Here is a 17,522-nt window from a genome sequence, read left to right on the forward strand (position 1 = left end):
CCGACGCTCACTCGACCGTGACCGACTTCGCCAGGTTCCGCGGCTGGTCGACATCGAGGCCCTTCGCCTGCGAGAGCTCCATCGCGAAGATCTGCAGCGGCACGACCGCGAGCAGCGGTTCGAACAGCGGGCCCGCGAGCGGGATCCGGATCACCTCGTCGGCGAACGGCAGCACCGCGGCATCCCCGGCCTCTGCGATGGCGATGATGCGAGCGCCGCGTGCGCGGATCTCCTGGATGTTCGACACGACCTTCGGGTGCAGGGTCGCCGAACCGCGCGGGCTCGGCACCACCACGAACACGGGCTGCCCCGGCTCGATGAGCGCGATCGGGCCGTGCTTCAGCTCGCCCGCGGCGAAGCCCTCGGCGTGGATGTAGGCGAGCTCCTTGAGCTTCAGCGCGCCCTCGAGCGCGATCGGGTAGCCCACGTGGCGGCCGAGGAAGAGCACCGAGCGGGTGTCGCTCATCCAGTGCGCGAGCTCCCCGACCCGCTCGCCCTGCTCGAGGACGGTCTCGATCTTCGCGGGGATCGCCTGCAGTTCCGCGAGGTGACCGGCCAGCTCCCCCTCGGCGAGCGTGCCGCGCACGCGCGCGAGGTGCAGGCCGAACAGGTAGAGCGCCGTGATCTGCGCCACGAAGGCCTTGGTCGATGCGACCGCGACCTCGGGGCCGGCGTGCGTGTAGACGACCGCGTCCGACTCGCGCGGGATGGTCGCGCCCTGGGTGTTGCAGACCGAGATGGTCCGCGCACCCTGCTCGCGCGCGTACTTGACCGCCATGAGCGTGTCCATCGTCTCGCCGGACTGGCTGATCGACACGACCAGCGTGTGCTCGTCGATGACCGGGTCGCGGTAGCGGAACTCGTGGCTCAGCTCGACCTCGACCGGGACGCGCGCCCACTGCTCGATGGCGTACTTCGCGACCATGCCCGCGTAGGCGGCCGTTCCGCACGCGATGACCGTGATCCGGCGGATGTCCCTGAGCTCGTCGTCCCCGAAGCCCTCGAGCTCGGGGATCGAGACGACGCCGTCCACGACGCGCCCGCGGATCGTGTTCGCGACCGCCTCGGGCTGCTCGGAGACCTCCTTGCGCATGAACGAGGACCAGCCGCCCTTCTCGGCGGCCGAGGCGTCCCATGCGACGTCGAACGGCTCGACCTCGACGGCCGCGCCGTCGAAGTCGGTGACCGTGACGCCGTCGGCCGTGATCGCCACGATCTGGTCCTGGCCGATCGCCACGGCCCGCTTGGTGTACTCGACGAAGGCCGCGACATCCGACCCCAGGAAGTTCTCGCCGTCGCCGAGCCCGATCACGAGCGGGGAGTTCCGGCGGGCGCCGACCACGAGGCCGGGCTCGTCGCGGTGCACGGCGAGCAGCGTGAACGCCCCCTCGAGCTGGGCGACCGTCAGGCGGAACGCCTCGCGCAGGTCGCCCGTCTCGCGGTAGAGCTCGCCGAGGAGCACGGCGGCGACCTCGGTGTCGGTCTCGGACTCGAACGTGGCGCCGCGGCCGAGGAGGGACTCCTTCAGCTCGGAGAAGTTCTCGATGATGCCGTTGTGGATCAGCGCGAGCCGGCCCTCGTCGCCGAGGTGCGGATGCGCGTTGCGGTCCGTCGGCCCGCCGTGCGTCGCCCAGCGGGTGTGACCGATGCCGGTGCCGCCCCGGTGCACGGGGTGGCGCTCGAGCTCGTCGGCGAGCACCTGGAGCTTGCCGGCGCGCTTGGCGAACTCCATGTCGCCCTCGTCTCCGACGACGGCGACTCCGGCCGAGTCGTAGCCGCGGTATTCGAGACGGCGGAGACCGCCCATGAGGACGTCGAGGCTGTTGCGCTCTCCGACGTATCCGACGATTCCACACATGGGCTCGATTGTAGCCACGCGCGACTGGGCGACCGCCGGGTGCACCTGGGCCGCCCGAGGCGGACCGTCCCCGGCCGGAGGATGCCGGATCGCGGCTCGCGCGTCGCACTAGACTGTGCCGGTGCCCGATCCGCAGAGCCCGTCGACGCACACGCCGCAGATCTCCCCGTTCGTCGAACTCGACCGCGCCACATGGGCGGCGCTCGCGCCGTCCATGCCGTCACCCCTCCGCGAGACCGAGATCGTGCAGCTCCGAGGCCTCGGCGAACCGCTCGACCCTCGCGAGGTGTCCGAGGTCTACCTGCCGCTCAGCCGGCTGCTGAACCTCTACGTCGGCGGCACCAAGGCGCTGCACGAGGTCACGAGCACGTTCCTCCGCGAGCGCTTCGAGTCGACGCCGTTCGTCATCGGGGTCGCCGGCTCCGTCGCGGTCGGCAAGTCGACGATCGCGCGCCTGCTCCGCGAGCTCCTCGCGCGCTGGGAGCACACTCCCCGCGTCGAGCTGGTGACGACCGACGGCTTCCTCTTCCCGAACGCCGAACTCGAGCGCCGCGGGCTGATGGCGCGCAAGGGCTTCCCCGAGTCCTACGACCGGCGCGCGCTCCTCCGGTTCGTGAGCGACGTCAAGGCCGGCGCACCCGAGGTGCGTTCCCCGTTCTACTCGCACCTCGCCTACGACATCGTCCCCGACGCCCACATCACGGTGCGCCGGCCCGACGTGCTGATCATCGAGGGGCTCAACGTCCTCCAGCCGCCCGGGCCGGGGCACCGCCTCGCGGTGAGCGACCTGTTCGACTTCACGATCTACGTCGATGCGCGCACGCGCGACATCGCGCGGTGGTACGAGGAGCGCTTCCTGAAGCTCCAGCGCGGCGCGTTCTCGAACCCGCGCTCCTACTTCCACCGCTACGCGAGCCTCACCGAGGACGAGGCCCGGTCGCGAGCACGCTCGATCTGGCAGTCGATCAACGAACCGAACCTGCTGCAGAACATCCGGCCGACGCGGTCGCGCGCCTCCCTCGTGCTGCGGAAGGACGCCGACCACACAGTCTCGAGCGTCCTGCTCCGCAAGCTCTGAGCCGCGGTCCGAGCCGGCGACCGAGGCGGATGCCGCGAGCCCGCGTCAGCGGGAGAGCCGCTCCCGCACGACCTCGGCGAGCCGGTCCGCGTGGGCCTCTGCGGCCTCCTGGTCCGCGGCCTCGACCATGACGCGCACCATCGGCTCGGTCCCCGACGGCCGGAGCAGCACACGGCCGGTGTCGCCGAGCTCCGCCTCGACCTCGCGCACCGTCCCGGCGATGACCGCGTCGTCGGCGAGGCCGTGGTGGTCGACGTCGCGCACGTTCACGAGCACCTGCGGGTAGACCGTCATGACCGAGGCGAGCTCGGCCAGCGTCTTGCCCGTGCGGGCCATCTCCGCCACGAGGTGCAGTCCGGTGAGCACGCCGTCGCCGGTGGTGGCGAACTCGGTCATGATGACGTGGCCGGACTGCTCGCCGCCGAGGGCGTAGCCGCCCGCCGCGAGCGCCTCGAGCACGTACCGGTCGCCGACCTTCGTCTCGATCACGCGGATGCCGCGATCGGCCATCGCACGCTTCAGGCCGAGGTTCGACATCACGGTCACCACGAGCGTGTCGTCGGTGAGCGTTCCACGGTCGTGCATCGACACCGCGAGGATCGCCATGATCCGGTCGCCGTCGATGACGTTGCCGTCGGCGTCGACCGCGAGGCACCGGTCGGCGTCGCCGTCGTGCGCGATGCCGATGTCGGCGCCGTGCTCGAGCACGGCCCGCTGGAGGGGCTCGAGGTGCGTCGATCCGACGCCGTCGTTGATGTTCATGCCGTCGGGGTCGGCGCCGATCACGATCACCTCCGCGCCGGCGTCGCGGAAGGTCTCGGGCGACACTCCGGCGGCGGCGCCGTGCGCGCAGTCGAGCACGACCTTCAGCCCGTCGAGGCGAGCGGGGAGGGTGCCGAGCAGGTGGACGACGTAGCGGTCCTCCGCGTCGGCGAAGCGGCGGATGCGACCGACGCCGTCGCCGGTCGGGGCGAGCTTCTGCTTGCCGAGGTAGGACTCGATGCGGTCCTCGACCTCGTCGGGGAGCTTCGTGCCGCCGAACGAGAAGAACTTGATCCCGTTGTCGGGAGCGGGGTTGTGCGACGCGGAGATCATCACGCCGAAGTCGGCGGCGATGCTGTCGATGAGGAATGCGGTCGCGGGCGTCGGGATGACGCCGGCGTCGAGCACGTCGACGCCCGAGCTGGCGAGGCCGGCCGAGACGGCGGCCGTCAGGAACTCGCCGGACACGCGCGGATCGCGCGCGACGATGGCCACCGGCCGACGGCCGGCGGCGCGCAGTTCGTCGGCGTGACGACCCTGCGTGAGGACGGCCGCAGCCGCCTGGGCGAGGCCCAGGGCCAGGTCAGCCGTGAGTTCACGGTTGGCCAGGCCCCGGACCCCGTCGGTTCCGAAGAGCCGAGGCATCCAGGGATCCGAAGACTAGCGCTTCGAGAACTGGGGCGCCTTGCGGGCCTTCTTGAGACCGGCCTTCTTGCGCTCGATGACGCGGGCGTCACGCGTGAGGAAGCCGGCCTTCTTGAGGGTCGGACGGTTGTTCTCGCGGTCGATCTCGTTGAGCGCACGGGCGATCGCGAGGCGGAGCGCACCGGCCTGGCCCGAGGGGCCGCCGCCGGTGATGCGCGCGACCACGTCGTACGAGCCGGAGAGCTCGAGCACGGTGAACGGGTCGGTGATGAGCTGCTGGTGGAGCTTGTTCGGGAAGTAGTCCGCGAACTCACGGCCGTTGACCGTGATGCTGCCCGCACCGGGCACGACGCGCACGCGCGCGATGGCCTGCTTGCGGCGGCCGACGGCCGCGCCCGAGACGTTCAGCACGGGACGCGCCGCGGGTGCGGCGGCCGGAGCCGACTCGGTGGTGTAGCTCTCAGGAGCCTGGTCGATCTGGTCTGCGATCTTCGCCATGGTGGTGTCTGAGTCCTTTTTCGCTCGGCGCCGGGCTTACTGGGCGACCTGGGTGAGGGTGTACGGCTTCGGCTGCTGGGCCGCGTGCGGGTGCTCCGGGCCGGCGTAGACCTTCAGCTTCTTGATCTGGGCGCGACCGAGCGAGTTCTTCGGCAGCATGCCGCGGATCGCCTTCTCGACGGCGCGGACCGGGTTCTTCTCGAGGAGCTCGGCGTAGCCGACGGCCTTCAGGCCGCCCGGGTAGCCGGAGTGGCGGTAGGCCTTCTTCTGCTCGAGCTTCTGGCCGGTGAGGGCCACCTTGCCGGCGTTGACGATGATGACGAAGTCACCGGTGTCGACGTGGTTGGCGAAGATCGCCTTGTGCTTGCCGCGGAGGATCGAGGCGGCGTGGCTCGCGAGGCGGCCGAGCACGATGTCGGTGGCGTCGATGACGACCCAGTCGCGCTGGATCTCGTTCGCCTTCGGGGTGTAGGTGCGCGTCACAGTAGTGCTGCTTTCTGATCGAGTGAGGGGTTCGTGAATCCCACTCCGGTGGGGGTTCTCCCGCGATGCGGGTGGAACGCTCCGGTGGAGGGCTCAACATCGGGTACCGACGCAGTCGACGGCACCAAAGGGATACTCTAGCCGACGACACCGTCGGCGTGCAATTCCCGACGTGCCCGGGTCTGCTCCGCGCGATCGGCGAGCTCCTCGTCGGCCGGGTATCCGACCTCGGTGAGCGTGAGCCCCTTGGCGGGGAGGACCTTGAAGGCGCTCGTGCGCTCTCCCGCCTGCATGAGCTCCGCCGGCCCCGAGACATCCAGCCGCCCCTCGCCCACCGCGAGGCACGCCCCGACGAGCGCACGGACCATCGAGTGGCAGAACGCGTCGGCCTGCAGGGCGGCGACGAGCACGCCGTCGTCGTCGCGGCGCCACCGGTACGACTGGAGCGTGCGGATCGTCGTCGCCTCCTCCCGGGGCTTGCAGAACGCCGCGAAGTCACCGAGGCCGAGCAGCGTCTGGGCCGCGACGTCCATCGACTCCGCGTCGAGGGACCGCGGATACCAGACGGTGCGGTGCCGCTGCAGTGGATCGTGCTCGGCTCCGAGGTCTGCGATCCGGTACGCGTAGCGACGCCAGACCGCGGAGAAGCGTGCGTCGAACCCGTCGGGCGCCCGCCGCGCGGCGCGGACGACGAGGTCGTCGTCCGACGAGCCGAGGATGCCCGTGAGCCGACGCACGAGGACGCCGTACGGATCCGGGGCGGGCCGGCCCCCCGATCCGCCGCGCTTCGGGCGCGTCACGTCCTCGAACGCGTCGGGATCGACGTCGATGTGGGCCACCTGCCCGGCCGCGTGCACTCCGGCGTCGGTGCGACCGGCCACGACGAGGCGAGGCGCGGACCCCTGGCGCCGGAACAGCGTCGCGAGCGCCCCTTCGAGCACGCCCTGCACCGTGCGCAGCGAGGGCTGCCGGCTCCATCCCGCGAATCCCGTGCCCTGGTAGGCGAGGTCGAGCCGGATCCGCAGCGTCATCCGTGTGCTCCCACGCCCTCAAGCCTACGGGCGTGTCGTCGCGCGCCGCGAACGCACGGAGCCCCCGCAGCGATCGCTGCGGGGGCTCCGGGTGCGTGGTGCGCGGGGCTACTTCGCCTCGGCCGCCTCGGTCTCCTCGGCGGGCGCCTCGGCCGACTCCTCCGACGCCTCGGCGCCGGCGGCCTCGTCGACCGCGGCCTCGGCCTCGGTCACCTCGGCCTCGGGCGTCTCGGCCGGGGTCTCCTCGGCGGGCGCCTCGGCGGCGGCCGGCTTCGCGGCGCGCTGCTTCGGCTCGACCGGCTCGAGCACGAGCTCGATGACGGCCATGGGGGCGTTGTCGCCCTTGCGGTTGCCGATCTTGGTGATGCGGGTGTAGCCGCCTTCACGGTCGGCGACCTGCGGGGCGATGACCGCGAACAGCTCGTGGACGACCGACTTGTCGCCGATCACGGCGAGCACGCGACGGCGCGCGTGCAGGTCGCCCCGCTTGGCGAAGGTCACCAGGCGCTCGGCGAACGGACGCAGGCGCTTGGCCTTGGTCTCGGTCGTGGTGATCCGCTTGTGCGTGAACAGCGCGGCGGCGAGGTTGGCGAGCAGCAGGCGCTCGTGCGCGGGTCCGCCTCCGAGGCGGGGGCCCTTCGTGGGCTTCGGCATGGTTCGTTATCTCCAGTGGTGTGGGGTTGGTGCGGCCCGTGGCCTGCTAGTTCTCGTCGTCGAAGCCCGTGTAGAAGTGGGCGCCGTCGAAGCCGGGGACCGAGTCCTTGAGCGAGAGGCCCATCTCGGTGAGCTTGTCCTTGACCTCGTCGACCGACTTCTGGCCGAAGTTGCGGATGTTCATCAGCTGCGACTCCGACAGGGCCACGAGCTCCGACACCGTGTTGATGCCCTCGCGCTTGAGGCAGTTGTACGAGCGGACCGACAGGTCGAGGTCCTCGATCGGGATCGACAGCTCGCTCGAGAGCACGGCGTCGACCGGCGCGGGGCCGATCTCGATGCCCTCGGCGGCGCTGTTGAGCTCGCGGGCGAGGCCGAACAGCTCGACGAGCGTGCGGCCCGCCGAGGCGATCGCGTCGCGCGGCGAGATCGCCGGCTTCGACTCGACGTCGACCACGAGGCGGTCGAAGTCGGTGCGCTCGCCGGCGCGGGTGGCCTCGACGCGGTAGGTGACCTTGAGGACCGGCGAGTAGATCGAGTCGACCGGGATCTGGCCGGCCTCGGAGTACTCGTTGCGGTTCTGGCTGGCCGAGACGTAGCCGCGGCCGCGCTCGATCGTGAGCTCGAGCTCGAACTTCGCCGAGTCGTTGAGCGTCGCGATGACCAGCTCGGGGTTGTGCACCTCGACGCCCGCCGGAGCGGAGATGTCGGCGGCGGTGACCTCACCGGAGCCCTGCTTGCGCAGGTACGCCGTGATGGGCTCGTCGTGCTCGCTGGAGACGACCAGGTTCTTGATGTTGAGGATGATCTCGGTGACATCCTCCTTCACGCCCGGGACGGTCGAGAACTCGTGGAGCACGCCGTCGATGCGGATGCTCGTCACGGCGGCGCCGGGGATCGAGGAGAGGAGGGTGCGACGGAGCGAGTTCCCCAGGGTGTAACCGAAGCCCGGCTCGAGGGGCTCGATCACGAAACGCGAACGGAACTCCGAGATGTTCTCTTCGGTGAGCGTCGGACGCTGTGCGATCAGCACTGGTGATTCCTTTCGGCAGGGTGTCCGCTATATGACACCTGCGAGTTCGAGGATCTTGAGTTGTAGAGGGAACGGAACCCGCCGACCGGAGGGCGCGCGCGATGCAGCGCCCTCCGATCGACGGCTCGAGGAACTAGACGCGGCGGCGCTTCGGGGGGCGGCAGCCGTTGTGCGCCTGGGGCGTCACGTCGTTGATGCTGCCGACCTCGAGGCCTGCGGCCTGGAGCGAGCGGATCGCGGTCTCGCGTCCCGAGCCCGGGCCCTTGACGAAGACGTCGACCTTCTTCATGCCGTGCTCCTGCGCCTGGCGGGCGGCCGACTCGGCGGCGAGCTGTGCGGCGAACGGGGTCGACTTGCGCGAACCCTTGAAGCCGACGCCACCGGAGGAGGCCCAGCTGATCACGGCACCGTTCGTGTCGGTGATCGACACGATGGTGTTGTTGAACGTCGACTTGATGTGGGCCTGGCCCACGGCGATGTTCTTCTTTTCCTTCTTGCGCGGCTTGCGAGTCGCCGCCTTGGGTGCTGCCATTGTCGAAATCTCCTAGATCTTGGCGCGAGCGGTTACTTGCGGCCGGGCTTCTTCTTGCCGGCGACGGTGCGCTTCGGACCCTTGCGGGTACGAGCGTTGGTCTTGGTGCGCTGACCGCGGACCGGAAGACCGCGGCGGTGGCGGATGCCCTCGTAGGAGCCGATCTCGACCTTGCGGCGGATGTCGGCGGCGACCTCGCGGCGGAGGTCGCCCTCGACCTTGTAGGTCCCCTCGATGTGGTCGCGGAGCGCGACGAGCTGGTCGTCGCTGAGGTCCTTGACGCGGATGTTCCCGTCGATGCCGGTCGCCGCGAGCGTCTCCAGCGCGCGGGTACGGCCGACGCCGTAGATGTAGGTCAGTGCGATCTCCACGCGCTTCTCGCGCGGGATGTCGACTCCTGCCAGACGTGCCATGGTGGCTTCTCCTGTTGGATGAGTCGGAGGTGTGGAGCACTCCCGGTGCCTCGGCCTCCGTCCGAGGGTGTCCCCCGCGCCTCAGCGCGGGTTCGTGGGTGTGCCGGTGTTCGGTTGCGTCGGCGCGGGACTAGCCCTGGCGCTGCTTGTGGCGCGGGTTCTCGCAGATCACCATGACGCGGCCGTGGCGGCGGATGACCTTGCACTTGTCGCAGATGCGCTTGACGCTGGGGTTGACCTTCACAGTCGTTGTTCCTTTTTTCGCTGTCCTCGTACCCGCGGGGTGCCGCGGGTCGTTACTTTCCGAACAGCCCTTACTTGTAGCGGTAGACGATGCGGCCGCGGGTCAGGTCGTACGGGCTCAGCTCCACGATCACGCGGTCCTCGGGGAGGATGCGGATGTAATGCTGGCGCATCTTTCCGGAGATGTGGGCGAGCACCTTGTGCCCGTTGGTCAGCTCCACCCGGAACATCGCGTTCGGGAGTGCCTCGATGACCGAGCCTTCGATCTCGATGACGCCGTCTTTCTTGGCCATAGCCTCACTATCGCTTGGAGTTTGGGTTGTCGGTCGTGCGATGATGATGCACGACCTCGGCAGGACCCATCGGGCATGCCGAAGCGGGTGTGCAAAACACCAAGGGTCAACTATAGGCGAATCGGTCGCGATTCGCCAGTCGGGCCGCGTGTCAGCTTGCGGTGCGGCGCCCGACGACCTCCACGAGGCGGTCGTGCAGCGGATGCCCCGGCTCGATCCCGCACACCTCGCGCACGAACGTCGGCGCGGCATCCGTCGCCAGCCGCTCCTGCAGTTCCACGCTCTCCGGGTCGGCCGGCACGTCGAAGCCCAACGCCGCCTCGACGGCGGCGAGCAGCGCGTCGACCGGGAGCCCCCGCTCGGCGAGCTCCGCCGCGGGCGCGATGAACCGCTCCCGTCGCGAGAGCTTCCGAAGCGGCTGGCGCCCCACTCGTTCGACCGTGTCGGGCAGCCCCTCATTGCGGAAGCGCGCCAGGATGACCTCGCGGTACTCGGCCATCTCCCCCTCGCCGAAGCCGTGCTTGGCGACGATGAGGGCGGACGTCTCGTGCAGCACCCGCTCGACGCGCTCGGCGACCGAGGCGTCGGCGAGCGCCTCGGCGATGCGCTCGTGACCGGCGAGGAACCCGAAGTACGCCGTCGAGGCGTGCCCCGTGTTGACGGTGAACAGCTTCCGCTCGATGTACGGCCCGAGGCGGTCGACGAAGTGCGCGCCCGGGATCACGGGCGGCGCGTCGCCGAACGGCGGCTCCTCGATCGCCCACTCCGAGAACGTCTCGACGGTCACGTCGAGACCGGCGCCCTCGGGCTGGCCGGGCACGATGCGATCGACGGCGGTGTTCGCGAAGACCGCGCGGCGCTCGAGCTCGAGCCACTCGTCCGGTCCGGCCAGGTGGCGGGTCTCCTCGCGCAGCATGCTCGTCGCGTCGATCGCGTTCTCGCACGCCATGACGGCGAGCGGTGGCGCGTCGGGCGAACGATCGCGCAGCGCCTGCAGCACGTGCGGAGCGATGAAGCGCAGGATGTTCGGTCCGACGGCCGTGGTGAGCACGTCGGCGTCGGCGAGTTCGGCGGCGAGGGCCGCGGCATCCGTCTGGCTGTTGACCGCCCGATAGCGGTCGACGACGAGGTCGCGTGCCCCGACGCCGACCTCGTGCACGGTGTAGTGGTCGGATGCCGCGAGCGCGTCGATCAGCTCGGCGTTCACGTCGGCGAAGACGACCTCGTAGCCGGCATCGTGGAGGAGCAGGCCGATGAAGCCGCGGCCGATGTTGCCGGCGCCGAAGTGGACCGCCTTCACGAGTCGTTCACCTCGGAGAGGAGCGCGACGAGTTCGTCGGATGAGCCGGCGGCCAGGAGCTTGCCGACCTCGTCCTCGTCGGAGAAGATCATCGCGATCTTCGACAGGATCTCGAGGTGCTCGTCGCCGATCCCGGCGATGCCGACCACGAACCGCGCCTGCTCGCCGCCCCAGTCGACGGGCTCGTCGTACCGGATGAAGGAGAGCGCCGAGCGCAGGATCTGGTCCTTCGCCTCGTTCGTGCCGTGCGGGATGGCGAGCCAGTTGCCCATGTAGGTCGAGACGCTGCCCTCGCGCTCGAGCATCGAGTCGATGTACTCGGGGCGCACCGCGCCGGCGTCGACGAGGATCGCGCCGGCGGCCCGGATGGCCTCGTCGCGAGTCGCCGAGCCGGGGGCCAGGCGGACGTCGCCGGGCGAGAGGATCTGGTCGGTCATGGGTGGCTCCTTCTTCCTCGGGGCTTCGTGGTCGTGGTCGAGGTCTGGCGTGGTGTGCGGCTCACGAGCCGCGGGCCGGACGACGCGACCGCCCGAGCCGCGACCGCCACCCGGGGGTGGGGCCGCGCCTCGGGCGCCGCGTCATCCGTCGGGCGGGGTCGTCAGCGGACGCCCTCCGACTCGAGGAGGTTCACGATCTCGTCGTACTTCGGCGAGTTCATGAAGTTCTCGACGGACACGTGCAGGGCACTCGGCGACTGCAGCTTGGCCCGCTCCGTGAGGTCCTGGTGCGTGATGACCAGGTCGACGTCGTCGGAGAGATTGGCGATCGCCTTGTTCGTCACCGTGACGCTGTCGATGCCGGCCTTCTTGATCTTGTTCCGCAGGACCGTCGCGCCCATCGCGCTCGAACCCATGCCCGCGTCGCAGGCGAAGATGATCGAGTGGATCGGCTTGTGCTCGAACGCCGCCTGCTCGCCCTCGGCGATGAGGCCGGCACCGGCCTCGACACCCTCCGACTGGAGGCCGGAGAGCACGCTCGACTCCTTGCCCTTGTTGGCCTGGGTCTGCGCGATCGCCGCCGAGAGGTCGCCGGCGCCCTCCTTCTCGAGGTCGCGCTTTCGGCTGGCCCGGAGGATGATCGCGGAGATCACGAACGACACCGTCGCGGCGAGGACCACCGAGAGGATGACGCCGACGTAGCTGTCCGACGCGGTCTGGATCAGCACCGCGAAGATGCTGCCCGGCGCCGCAGGGGCGCGGAGGCCGCTCGAGAACAGGACGTTCGTCGCCACACCGGTCATGCCGCCCGCGATGGCCGCGATGATGAGCATCGGCTTCATCAGCACGTACGGGAAGTAGATCTCGTGGATGCCACCCAGGAACTGGATGATGATGGCGCCCGGCGCGCTCGCCCTGGCGAGGCCCACTCCGAAGATCGCGAACGCGAGCAGGATGCCGAGACCGGGGCCGGGGTTGGCCTCGATGAGGAACAGGATCGACTTGCCGGTCTCCTCGGACTGCTGCACGCCGAGCGGCGTGAAGACGCCGTGGTTGATGGCGTTGTTGAGGAAGAGCACCTTGCCGGGCTCGACGAGGATCGAGACGAGCGGCAGGAGGCCCGCGAGGACCAGCCAGTTCACCGCGGCCTCGAGGCCGTTGCTGACCGCGGTGACGGCCGGCGCGAACGCGTAGAAGCCGACGAGCGCGAGCAGCATGCCGACGATGCCTGCGGAGAAGTTGTTGACCAGCATCTCGAAGCCGGCCTTGATCTTGCCCTCCCAGATGCGGTCGACCTGCTTCATGACCCAGGCCGCGAGCGGTCCCATGATCATGGCGCCGATGAACATCGGGATGCCGGCGCCCACGATCACGCCCACGGTCGCGATGGTGCCGACGACGCCGCCACGGGTGTCGTAGACCATCCGGCCGCCCATGTTCGCGATGAGGAGCGGCAGCAGGTAGGTGATCATCGGACCGACGAGGCCGATGTTCTCCGTACCGTCGGGGCTCGGGAACCCGCCGATCTCCGGGATCGGGAAGGGCCCGACCTGGATGAACAGCGCGGTGATGAATCCCCAGGCGATGAACGCCGCGATGTTCGGCATGATCATGCCGCTGAGGAAGGTTCCGAATCGCTGGACGGCTACTCGGGCTCCCCCGGGTCGCTTCGCCTCAGCTGACGTCGTCGTCATGATGCCTCCAGTGCTGGGTCACGGCACGGTCGTGCCGGTGGGGGTGGGTGCGGATTCGGCGGCCAGTTTCGCCGCCTGCTTCGCCTCGACCGCTCCCTCTGCGGCCAGGGCTGCCCGGGCGATGCGCTCGGCATCCTCCCGGGTGTACCGCGCGAGGGAGGCGCGGACGTCTGCGAGTGCCGATGGGGACATCGACAGGGTGGTGGCGCCGAGTCCGACGAGGACCACGGCGAGGAGCGGATCGGCGGCGGCCTCGCCGCAGATGCCGACGGGCTTGCCGAGCCGGCCGCCGGCGGCGCCGACCTCGGCGACCAGCCGCAGCACGGCCGGTGCCCACGGGTCCTGCAGGTTCGCGACCGTGCCGAGCAGCCGGTCGGCGGCCATCGTGTACTGGGTCAGGTCGTTGGTGCCGATCGACGCGAAGTCGGCGACGCCGAGGACGCGGTCGGCGATGAGCGCCGCGGACGGCGTCTCGACCATCACGCCGGCGGTCTTCAGGCCGAGCTCGCGGCAGAGCTCGACGAAGTACCGGGTCTCGTCGACGGTCGCGATCATCGGTGCCATGACCCACAGGTCGGCGTCGGTCGCGGCGTCGGCCGCAGCGAGCGCGGTGAGCTGCTCGCGCAGGATCACCTCGGCGTGGCGAAGGGCACGGATGCCGCGGAGCCCGAGTGCCGGGTTCTCCTCCTCGGCGTCGTTCAGGAAGGCGAGCGGCTTGTCCGCACCGGCGTCGAGCACGCGCACGACCACCTTCTTCCCGGCGAACGCCGACAGCATGCGCGTGTACTGCTCCTGCTGCTCGCTGACGCTCGGCGCGCGGTCGGCGTCGAGGAAGAGGAACTCGGTGCGGAAGAGGCCGACGCCCTCGGCGCCGAGCTCGACCGCACCGGCCGCGCCGTCGGCCGAGCCGAGGTTCGCCAGCAGTGGCACCGCAGTGCCGTCGGCGAGCGCGCCCGGCGTGATCGGCGCCGCGGCGCGCGCCGCGCGCTCCGCGATCCGCTCCTTCGCCGCCGCGACGGCTTCGGGTGCGGGCGCTTGGACGACCAGGTCGTTCTCGGCGTCGACGATCACCGTGTCGCCGTCGGCGAGGCTCGCGGCATCCGCTGCCCCGACCACCGCGACGATGGACTTCTCGCGGGCGAGGATCGCCGTATGCGAGGTCGGCCCACCGTCGATCGTGACGAGTCCCAGCACCTGGCCCAGGTCGAGGAGCGCCGTGTCGGCCGGCGCGAGGTCGCGGGCGACGAGCACGAACGGATGGCCCGGATTGGGCACGCCCGGCGCCGGCACCTTGAGCAGGTGCGCCACCACGCGCTGCGACACGTCGTCGAGGTCGGCGGCGCGCTCGCCCATGTAGCCGCCCATGGACGTCAGCAGGTCGCGGAACGCCGCGAACGCCTCGAACACGGCGCGCTCGGCGGTCTTGCCGTCGGCGAGCCGCTTCACGACGTCGTCCATGAGCGTCGGGTCCTCGGCCATCATGGCCTGCGCCTCGAGCACGTCCTGTGCGGCGCCGCCGGCCTGCGCGCCCTTGCGCTGCAGGTCGTCCGCGACGACCGAGACTGACGCGCGGGCACGCTCCTCCTCGCGGGCCGGGTCCAGGTGGCTCGGTCGATCCACCGGTTCCGGCAGCCGCTCGGCCATCCGTACGACTGGACCGACGGCCACTCCCTGGCCGATGCCGGTGCCTCTGAACTCCATCACTCGCCCTCCCCGTTCGGTTCGATGGGCGACGGACGCCTCGGGCTACTCGTCGTGATCGGTGCTGAGCAGCTCGACGAGCTCGTCGAGCACACGCTGCTCGTCGCCGCCGTCGACGGCCACGGTGACCTCGTCGCCGTGGTCGATGCCCTGCGCGATGACGGCGAGGATGCTCGCCGCGTTGACGGGAGCGCCTCCTGCCTTCGCGATCGTGACGCTCGCCCCGGATGCAGCGGCGGCCTGCGTGAAGAGCTTCGCCGGCCTGGCGTGCAGTCCGTGGCTCGATCCGACTCGAACAGTGCGCTCCACCATGTCTCCGGCCTCCGTCGCTGGCGTCCGTTCCCGTGTTCACCATAGACCCGTGCCTGCGCTGTGGGAACAGGGTTGCGCGGCGTGGGCGTGTTCATGCTCGGGCTCCGATGATCGCGATCGCGAGGTCGAGCGCTGCATCGCCGTCCAGGGCGCGCGTCTCGTCGGGCAGCACGGCGACGGGCACGGATGCCTCGATCGCCAGCTGCTCGAGCGAACCGAGCCGCGGCACGAGGTGCACGCCCACGAGCAGCGCATCGGCGCCCTCGAGCGCGTCGGCGAGGTTCTGCTCGCCGGCCGCTCGGACGTCGGCGGCGATGCCCCGCGCCTCGGCGGCCCGGCGGATGCGCAGCGCGGCGAAGGTGCTCGACGCACCTGCTCCGCACACCACGACGATCCGCATCATCGGCCTCCTCGCCGAGCCCGGCCCGGTCCTCTTCGATCGGTCACGGCGGATGCCGCGAACACCACAGAGTCTGCTCCCCGGCCGGCGAGCGCCGCCAACAGATCCGCTTCCGCACCCCCGGAAGATGCGTCGCATCCGCTCCCCCGGCCGCCCCGCAGGTGGTTGACTGGGCTGCACCCGCCCGACGAACGTGCGCGCCGCGGCGGCGATGATCGGAGCAGGTCGAAGGTGTCGGAGAACTGGGAGCGTCTCGTCGAGGCCCTCGCCGACGACGACGCCGCGGTGACCGCAGCACGCCTCGCCGACCGACTCGGGGTCTCCGACCGCACCGTCCGGTCCTACGTCGCGCAGGCGAACCGCACCGGCGAGATGGTCGTCGAGTCCGGACCCGACGGCTACCGCCTGGACCGCACGGCCTGGGCGCGGGTCCTCCACGCACGCTCCGAAGCCGAGGAGGCGGCCACGCCGGACGGCCGGCGGGCCCGCCTCATCCGCGACCTCGTCGACGCCCGCGACGGGCTCGACGTGCACGACGTGGCGTCGGCGGCGCACGTGAGCGAGTCCACGGTCGAGGCCGACCTCGGCCGGGTCCGCGCGCGCCTGCAGGGCTCCGGCCTCAGCCTCGTGCGCGACGGCAGCCGGGTCCGACTCGCGGGCCCCGAGACGGCCATGCGCCGGCTCCTGGGCTCGCTCGTGCGCGAGGAGGGGCGACGCGGCATCCGCGACCTGTCGTCGCTGCGCGCCGGGTTCCCGTCCATGGAGGGCTTCCGCTCCTCGCTCGTCTCGGGCCTCCGCGAGGCCGGCTACGCGCCGAACGAGTACGCGCTCGACGACGTGCTGCTGCACGTCGCGATCGCACTCGACCGGGTCGGCCGGGATCGCGTGCTCGTCGATGCGGAGGACACTGAGACCACCGAGACGACTCCCGCCGCCGCCGGGACGCCGGGTGCCGGAGCGGCGGACGGAGCCGCGGCCGCATCGACCGCCGCCGCGCCCGCGGCGCTCTCCGGCCTCCTCGACCGCCTCGTGCGCACGGAGTTCGACGTGCGCCTCCCGCGAGCGGAGCTCGACCACCTGGCACGGCTCGTCGGCACGCGCGTCGCGACGTCCCAGCACGGGCCCGCCCGCGAGGCCGTCGTCCGCGAGATCGTCGCGCGCATCTCGCGGGAGTGGCTCGTCGAACTCGGCGACGACCGGTTCATCGAGCGCCTCGCGCTGCACGTCGAGAACCTGGCAGCCCGGGCCGCCGAGCAGAGCTACTCGCGCAACCCGCTCACCGCCTCCATCAAGTCGGCCTACCCGCTGATCTACGACCTCGCGGTCTACCTCGCCAGCGAGCTCGCCCGACTCGAGGGCATCACGGTCAACGACGACGAGATCGCGTACCTCGCGATGCACCTCGGCGCGCAGCTCGAGCGCACCCGATCGAGGGGTGACGTCGTGCGCGTGGCCGTCGACGTCCCCGAGTACCACGACGCCCGCGCACTGCTCGTCGAGCGGCTGCGGAACGCACTGGGCGACGAGGCCGACCTCGTCGACGACGAACCCGACGAGGCCGACCTCGTGGTCGCGGTGCTCCCGCCGGATTCGCCGATGCCGGCGGTCGTCACGGTCGCGCCCTTCCCGACGGACGACGACGTCGATCGCGTGCGCACGGAGGTCGCGCGCCTCCGGCGCGGCCGACGCCGAGCCCGGCTGGCCTCGACGCTGTCGCACTCGATCGGGCCCGAGCTCTTCGTGCGGGGGGTCGGCGGACGCGATCGTGAAGCGGTGATCCGCCTGCTCGGCGAGCGCCTCATCGACGCGGGCGTCATCGACGACGCGTACGTGCAGGGCGCCCTCGAACGCGAACGCATGTCGTCGACCGCGTTCACCGACCTGCTCGCCGTGCCCCACGCCATGACGATGACGGCCAGCCGGAGCGCCATCGCGATCGCGATCGACGAGCGGGCGATCGAATGGGGCGACGCGAACGTGCACGTCGTCGCGCTGATCGCGTTCGCCGAGGACGGCCGCGCCGAGTTCCAGTCGGTGTTCGACCAGTTCGTCGAGGCGTTCTCGGAGCCCGAGAACGTCCGCCGGCTGGTCCGAGGGGCGACGGACTATCCGGGGCTCCTCGCCGAGCTGTCCGGCCTCATGGCGACCTGACGGA

19 protein-coding genes are annotated in these 17,522 nt (G+C 70.8%); 2 read left to right on the forward strand and 17 right to left on the reverse strand.

The window, feature by feature from the left end; all coding sequences use genetic code 11:
- Positions 1–7: 7 nt before the first annotated feature.
- Positions 8–1,858, reverse strand: a complete 1,851-nt coding sequence (glmS, locus tag GJR97_RS11100; RefSeq protein WP_154346526.1) for a glutamine--fructose-6-phosphate transaminase (isomerizing) — start codon at positions 1,856–1,858, stop codon at positions 8–10.
- A gap of 121 nt (positions 1,859–1,979) precedes the next feature.
- Here glmS and coaA point away from each other — a divergent pair, with 121 nt between their 5' ends.
- Positions 1,980–2,936, forward strand: coding sequence for a type I pantothenate kinase (gene coaA / locus GJR97_RS11105; RefSeq protein ID WP_324613417.1), 957 nt, complete (start codon positions 1,980–1,982; stop codon positions 2,934–2,936).
- A gap of 45 nt (positions 2,937–2,981) precedes the next feature.
- On the opposite strand, the gene glmM is transcribed toward coaA, so the two are convergent.
- From glmM to GJR97_RS11185, 16 genes are all read right to left on the reverse strand, one after another.
- Entirely contained in the window at positions 2,982–4,343 is a 1,362-nt protein-coding gene (gene glmM, locus GJR97_RS11110; protein ID WP_154346527.1) for a phosphoglucosamine mutase, read from the reverse strand.
- A 15-nt stretch (positions 4,344–4,358) separates the two neighbouring features.
- The gene (gene rpsI / locus GJR97_RS11115; RefSeq protein WP_154346528.1) at positions 4,359–4,841 is read right to left on the reverse strand and encodes a 30S ribosomal protein S9; all 483 of its coding nucleotides are present in this window, start codon (positions 4,839–4,841) and stop codon (positions 4,359–4,361) included.
- Between the two features lie 36 nt (positions 4,842–4,877).
- Complete coding sequence (rplM, locus tag GJR97_RS11120) at positions 4,878–5,324, reverse strand: 50S ribosomal protein L13 (protein ID WP_129234477.1); 447 nt, start codon at positions 5,322–5,324, stop codon at positions 4,878–4,880.
- A 137-nt stretch (positions 5,325–5,461) separates the two neighbouring features.
- The gene (locus GJR97_RS11125; protein ID WP_154346529.1) at positions 5,462–6,355 is read right to left on the reverse strand and encodes a tRNA pseudouridine synthase A; all 894 of its coding nucleotides are present in this window, start codon (positions 6,353–6,355) and stop codon (positions 5,462–5,464) included.
- Between the two features lie 108 nt (positions 6,356–6,463).
- Positions 6,464–7,009: a 50S ribosomal protein L17 gene (rplQ, locus tag GJR97_RS11130; RefSeq protein WP_154346530.1), complete on the reverse strand. Its 546-nt coding sequence runs from the start codon at positions 7,007–7,009 to the stop codon at positions 6,464–6,466.
- Between the two features lie 46 nt (positions 7,010–7,055).
- Positions 7,056–8,042 carry a DNA-directed RNA polymerase subunit alpha gene (locus GJR97_RS11135; RefSeq protein ID WP_129234455.1) on the reverse strand — a complete coding sequence of 329 codons (987 nt, stop codon included), beginning with the start codon at positions 8,040–8,042 and terminating at the stop codon, positions 7,056–7,058.
- Between the two features lie 133 nt (positions 8,043–8,175).
- On the reverse strand, positions 8,176–8,574 hold the full coding sequence (gene rpsK / locus GJR97_RS11140; protein WP_022889749.1) for a 30S ribosomal protein S11: 399 nt from the start codon (positions 8,572–8,574) through the stop codon (positions 8,176–8,178).
- A gap of 32 nt (positions 8,575–8,606) precedes the next feature.
- On the reverse strand, positions 8,607–8,987 hold the full coding sequence (rpsM, locus tag GJR97_RS11145; protein ID WP_129234454.1) for a 30S ribosomal protein S13: 381 nt from the start codon (positions 8,985–8,987) through the stop codon (positions 8,607–8,609).
- A 130-nt stretch (positions 8,988–9,117) separates the two neighbouring features.
- Positions 9,118–9,231, reverse strand: a complete 114-nt coding sequence (rpmJ, locus tag GJR97_RS11150; protein ID WP_056734976.1) for a 50S ribosomal protein L36 — start codon at positions 9,229–9,231, stop codon at positions 9,118–9,120.
- 70 nt (positions 9,232–9,301) lie between these two features.
- Positions 9,302–9,523, reverse strand: coding sequence for a translation initiation factor IF-1 (infA, locus tag GJR97_RS11155; protein ID WP_011186713.1), 222 nt, complete (start codon positions 9,521–9,523; stop codon positions 9,302–9,304).
- Between the two features lie 151 nt (positions 9,524–9,674).
- The gene (locus tag GJR97_RS11160) at positions 9,675–10,823 is read right to left on the reverse strand and encodes a mannitol-1-phosphate 5-dehydrogenase (RefSeq protein ID WP_324613418.1); all 1,149 of its coding nucleotides are present in this window, start codon (positions 10,821–10,823) and stop codon (positions 9,675–9,677) included.
- Positions 10,820–11,260, reverse strand: coding sequence for a PTS sugar transporter subunit IIA (locus GJR97_RS18280; RefSeq protein WP_154346531.1), 441 nt, complete (start codon positions 11,258–11,260; stop codon positions 10,820–10,822). Before GJR97_RS18280 ends, GJR97_RS11160 begins: the two co-directional genes overlap by 4 nt.
- Before the next feature lie 161 nt (positions 11,261–11,421).
- Positions 11,422–12,873: a PTS mannitol transporter subunit IICB gene (locus GJR97_RS11170; RefSeq protein WP_324613419.1), complete on the reverse strand. Its 1,452-nt coding sequence runs from the start codon at positions 12,871–12,873 to the stop codon at positions 11,422–11,424.
- 99 nt (positions 12,874–12,972) lie between these two features.
- Positions 12,973–14,655, reverse strand: a complete 1,683-nt coding sequence (gene ptsP, locus GJR97_RS11175) for a phosphoenolpyruvate--protein phosphotransferase (RefSeq protein ID WP_154346947.1) — start codon at positions 14,653–14,655, stop codon at positions 12,973–12,975.
- Positions 14,656–14,700: 45 nt separating this feature from the next.
- Positions 14,701–14,967 carry an HPr family phosphocarrier protein gene (locus tag GJR97_RS11180; protein ID WP_129233352.1) on the reverse strand — a complete coding sequence of 89 codons (267 nt, stop codon included), beginning with the start codon at positions 14,965–14,967 and terminating at the stop codon, positions 14,701–14,703.
- Positions 14,968–15,058: 91 nt separating this feature from the next.
- Positions 15,059–15,370, reverse strand: a complete 312-nt coding sequence (locus tag GJR97_RS11185) for a PTS sugar transporter subunit IIB (RefSeq protein ID WP_195760677.1) — start codon at positions 15,368–15,370, stop codon at positions 15,059–15,061.
- A gap of 228 nt (positions 15,371–15,598) precedes the next feature.
- On the opposite strand from GJR97_RS11185, the gene GJR97_RS11190 reads away from it, so the two are divergent.
- The gene (locus tag GJR97_RS11190; protein WP_324613420.1) at positions 15,599–17,518 is read left to right on the forward strand and encodes a BglG family transcription antiterminator; all 1,920 of its coding nucleotides are present in this window, start codon (positions 15,599–15,601) and stop codon (positions 17,516–17,518) included.
- Positions 17,519–17,522: the final 4 nt, after the last annotated feature.

This window comes from Agromyces kandeliae, from assembly GCF_009674665.1.
Taxonomy (GTDB): Bacteria; Actinomycetota; Actinomycetes; order Actinomycetales; family Microbacteriaceae; genus Agromyces; species Agromyces kandeliae.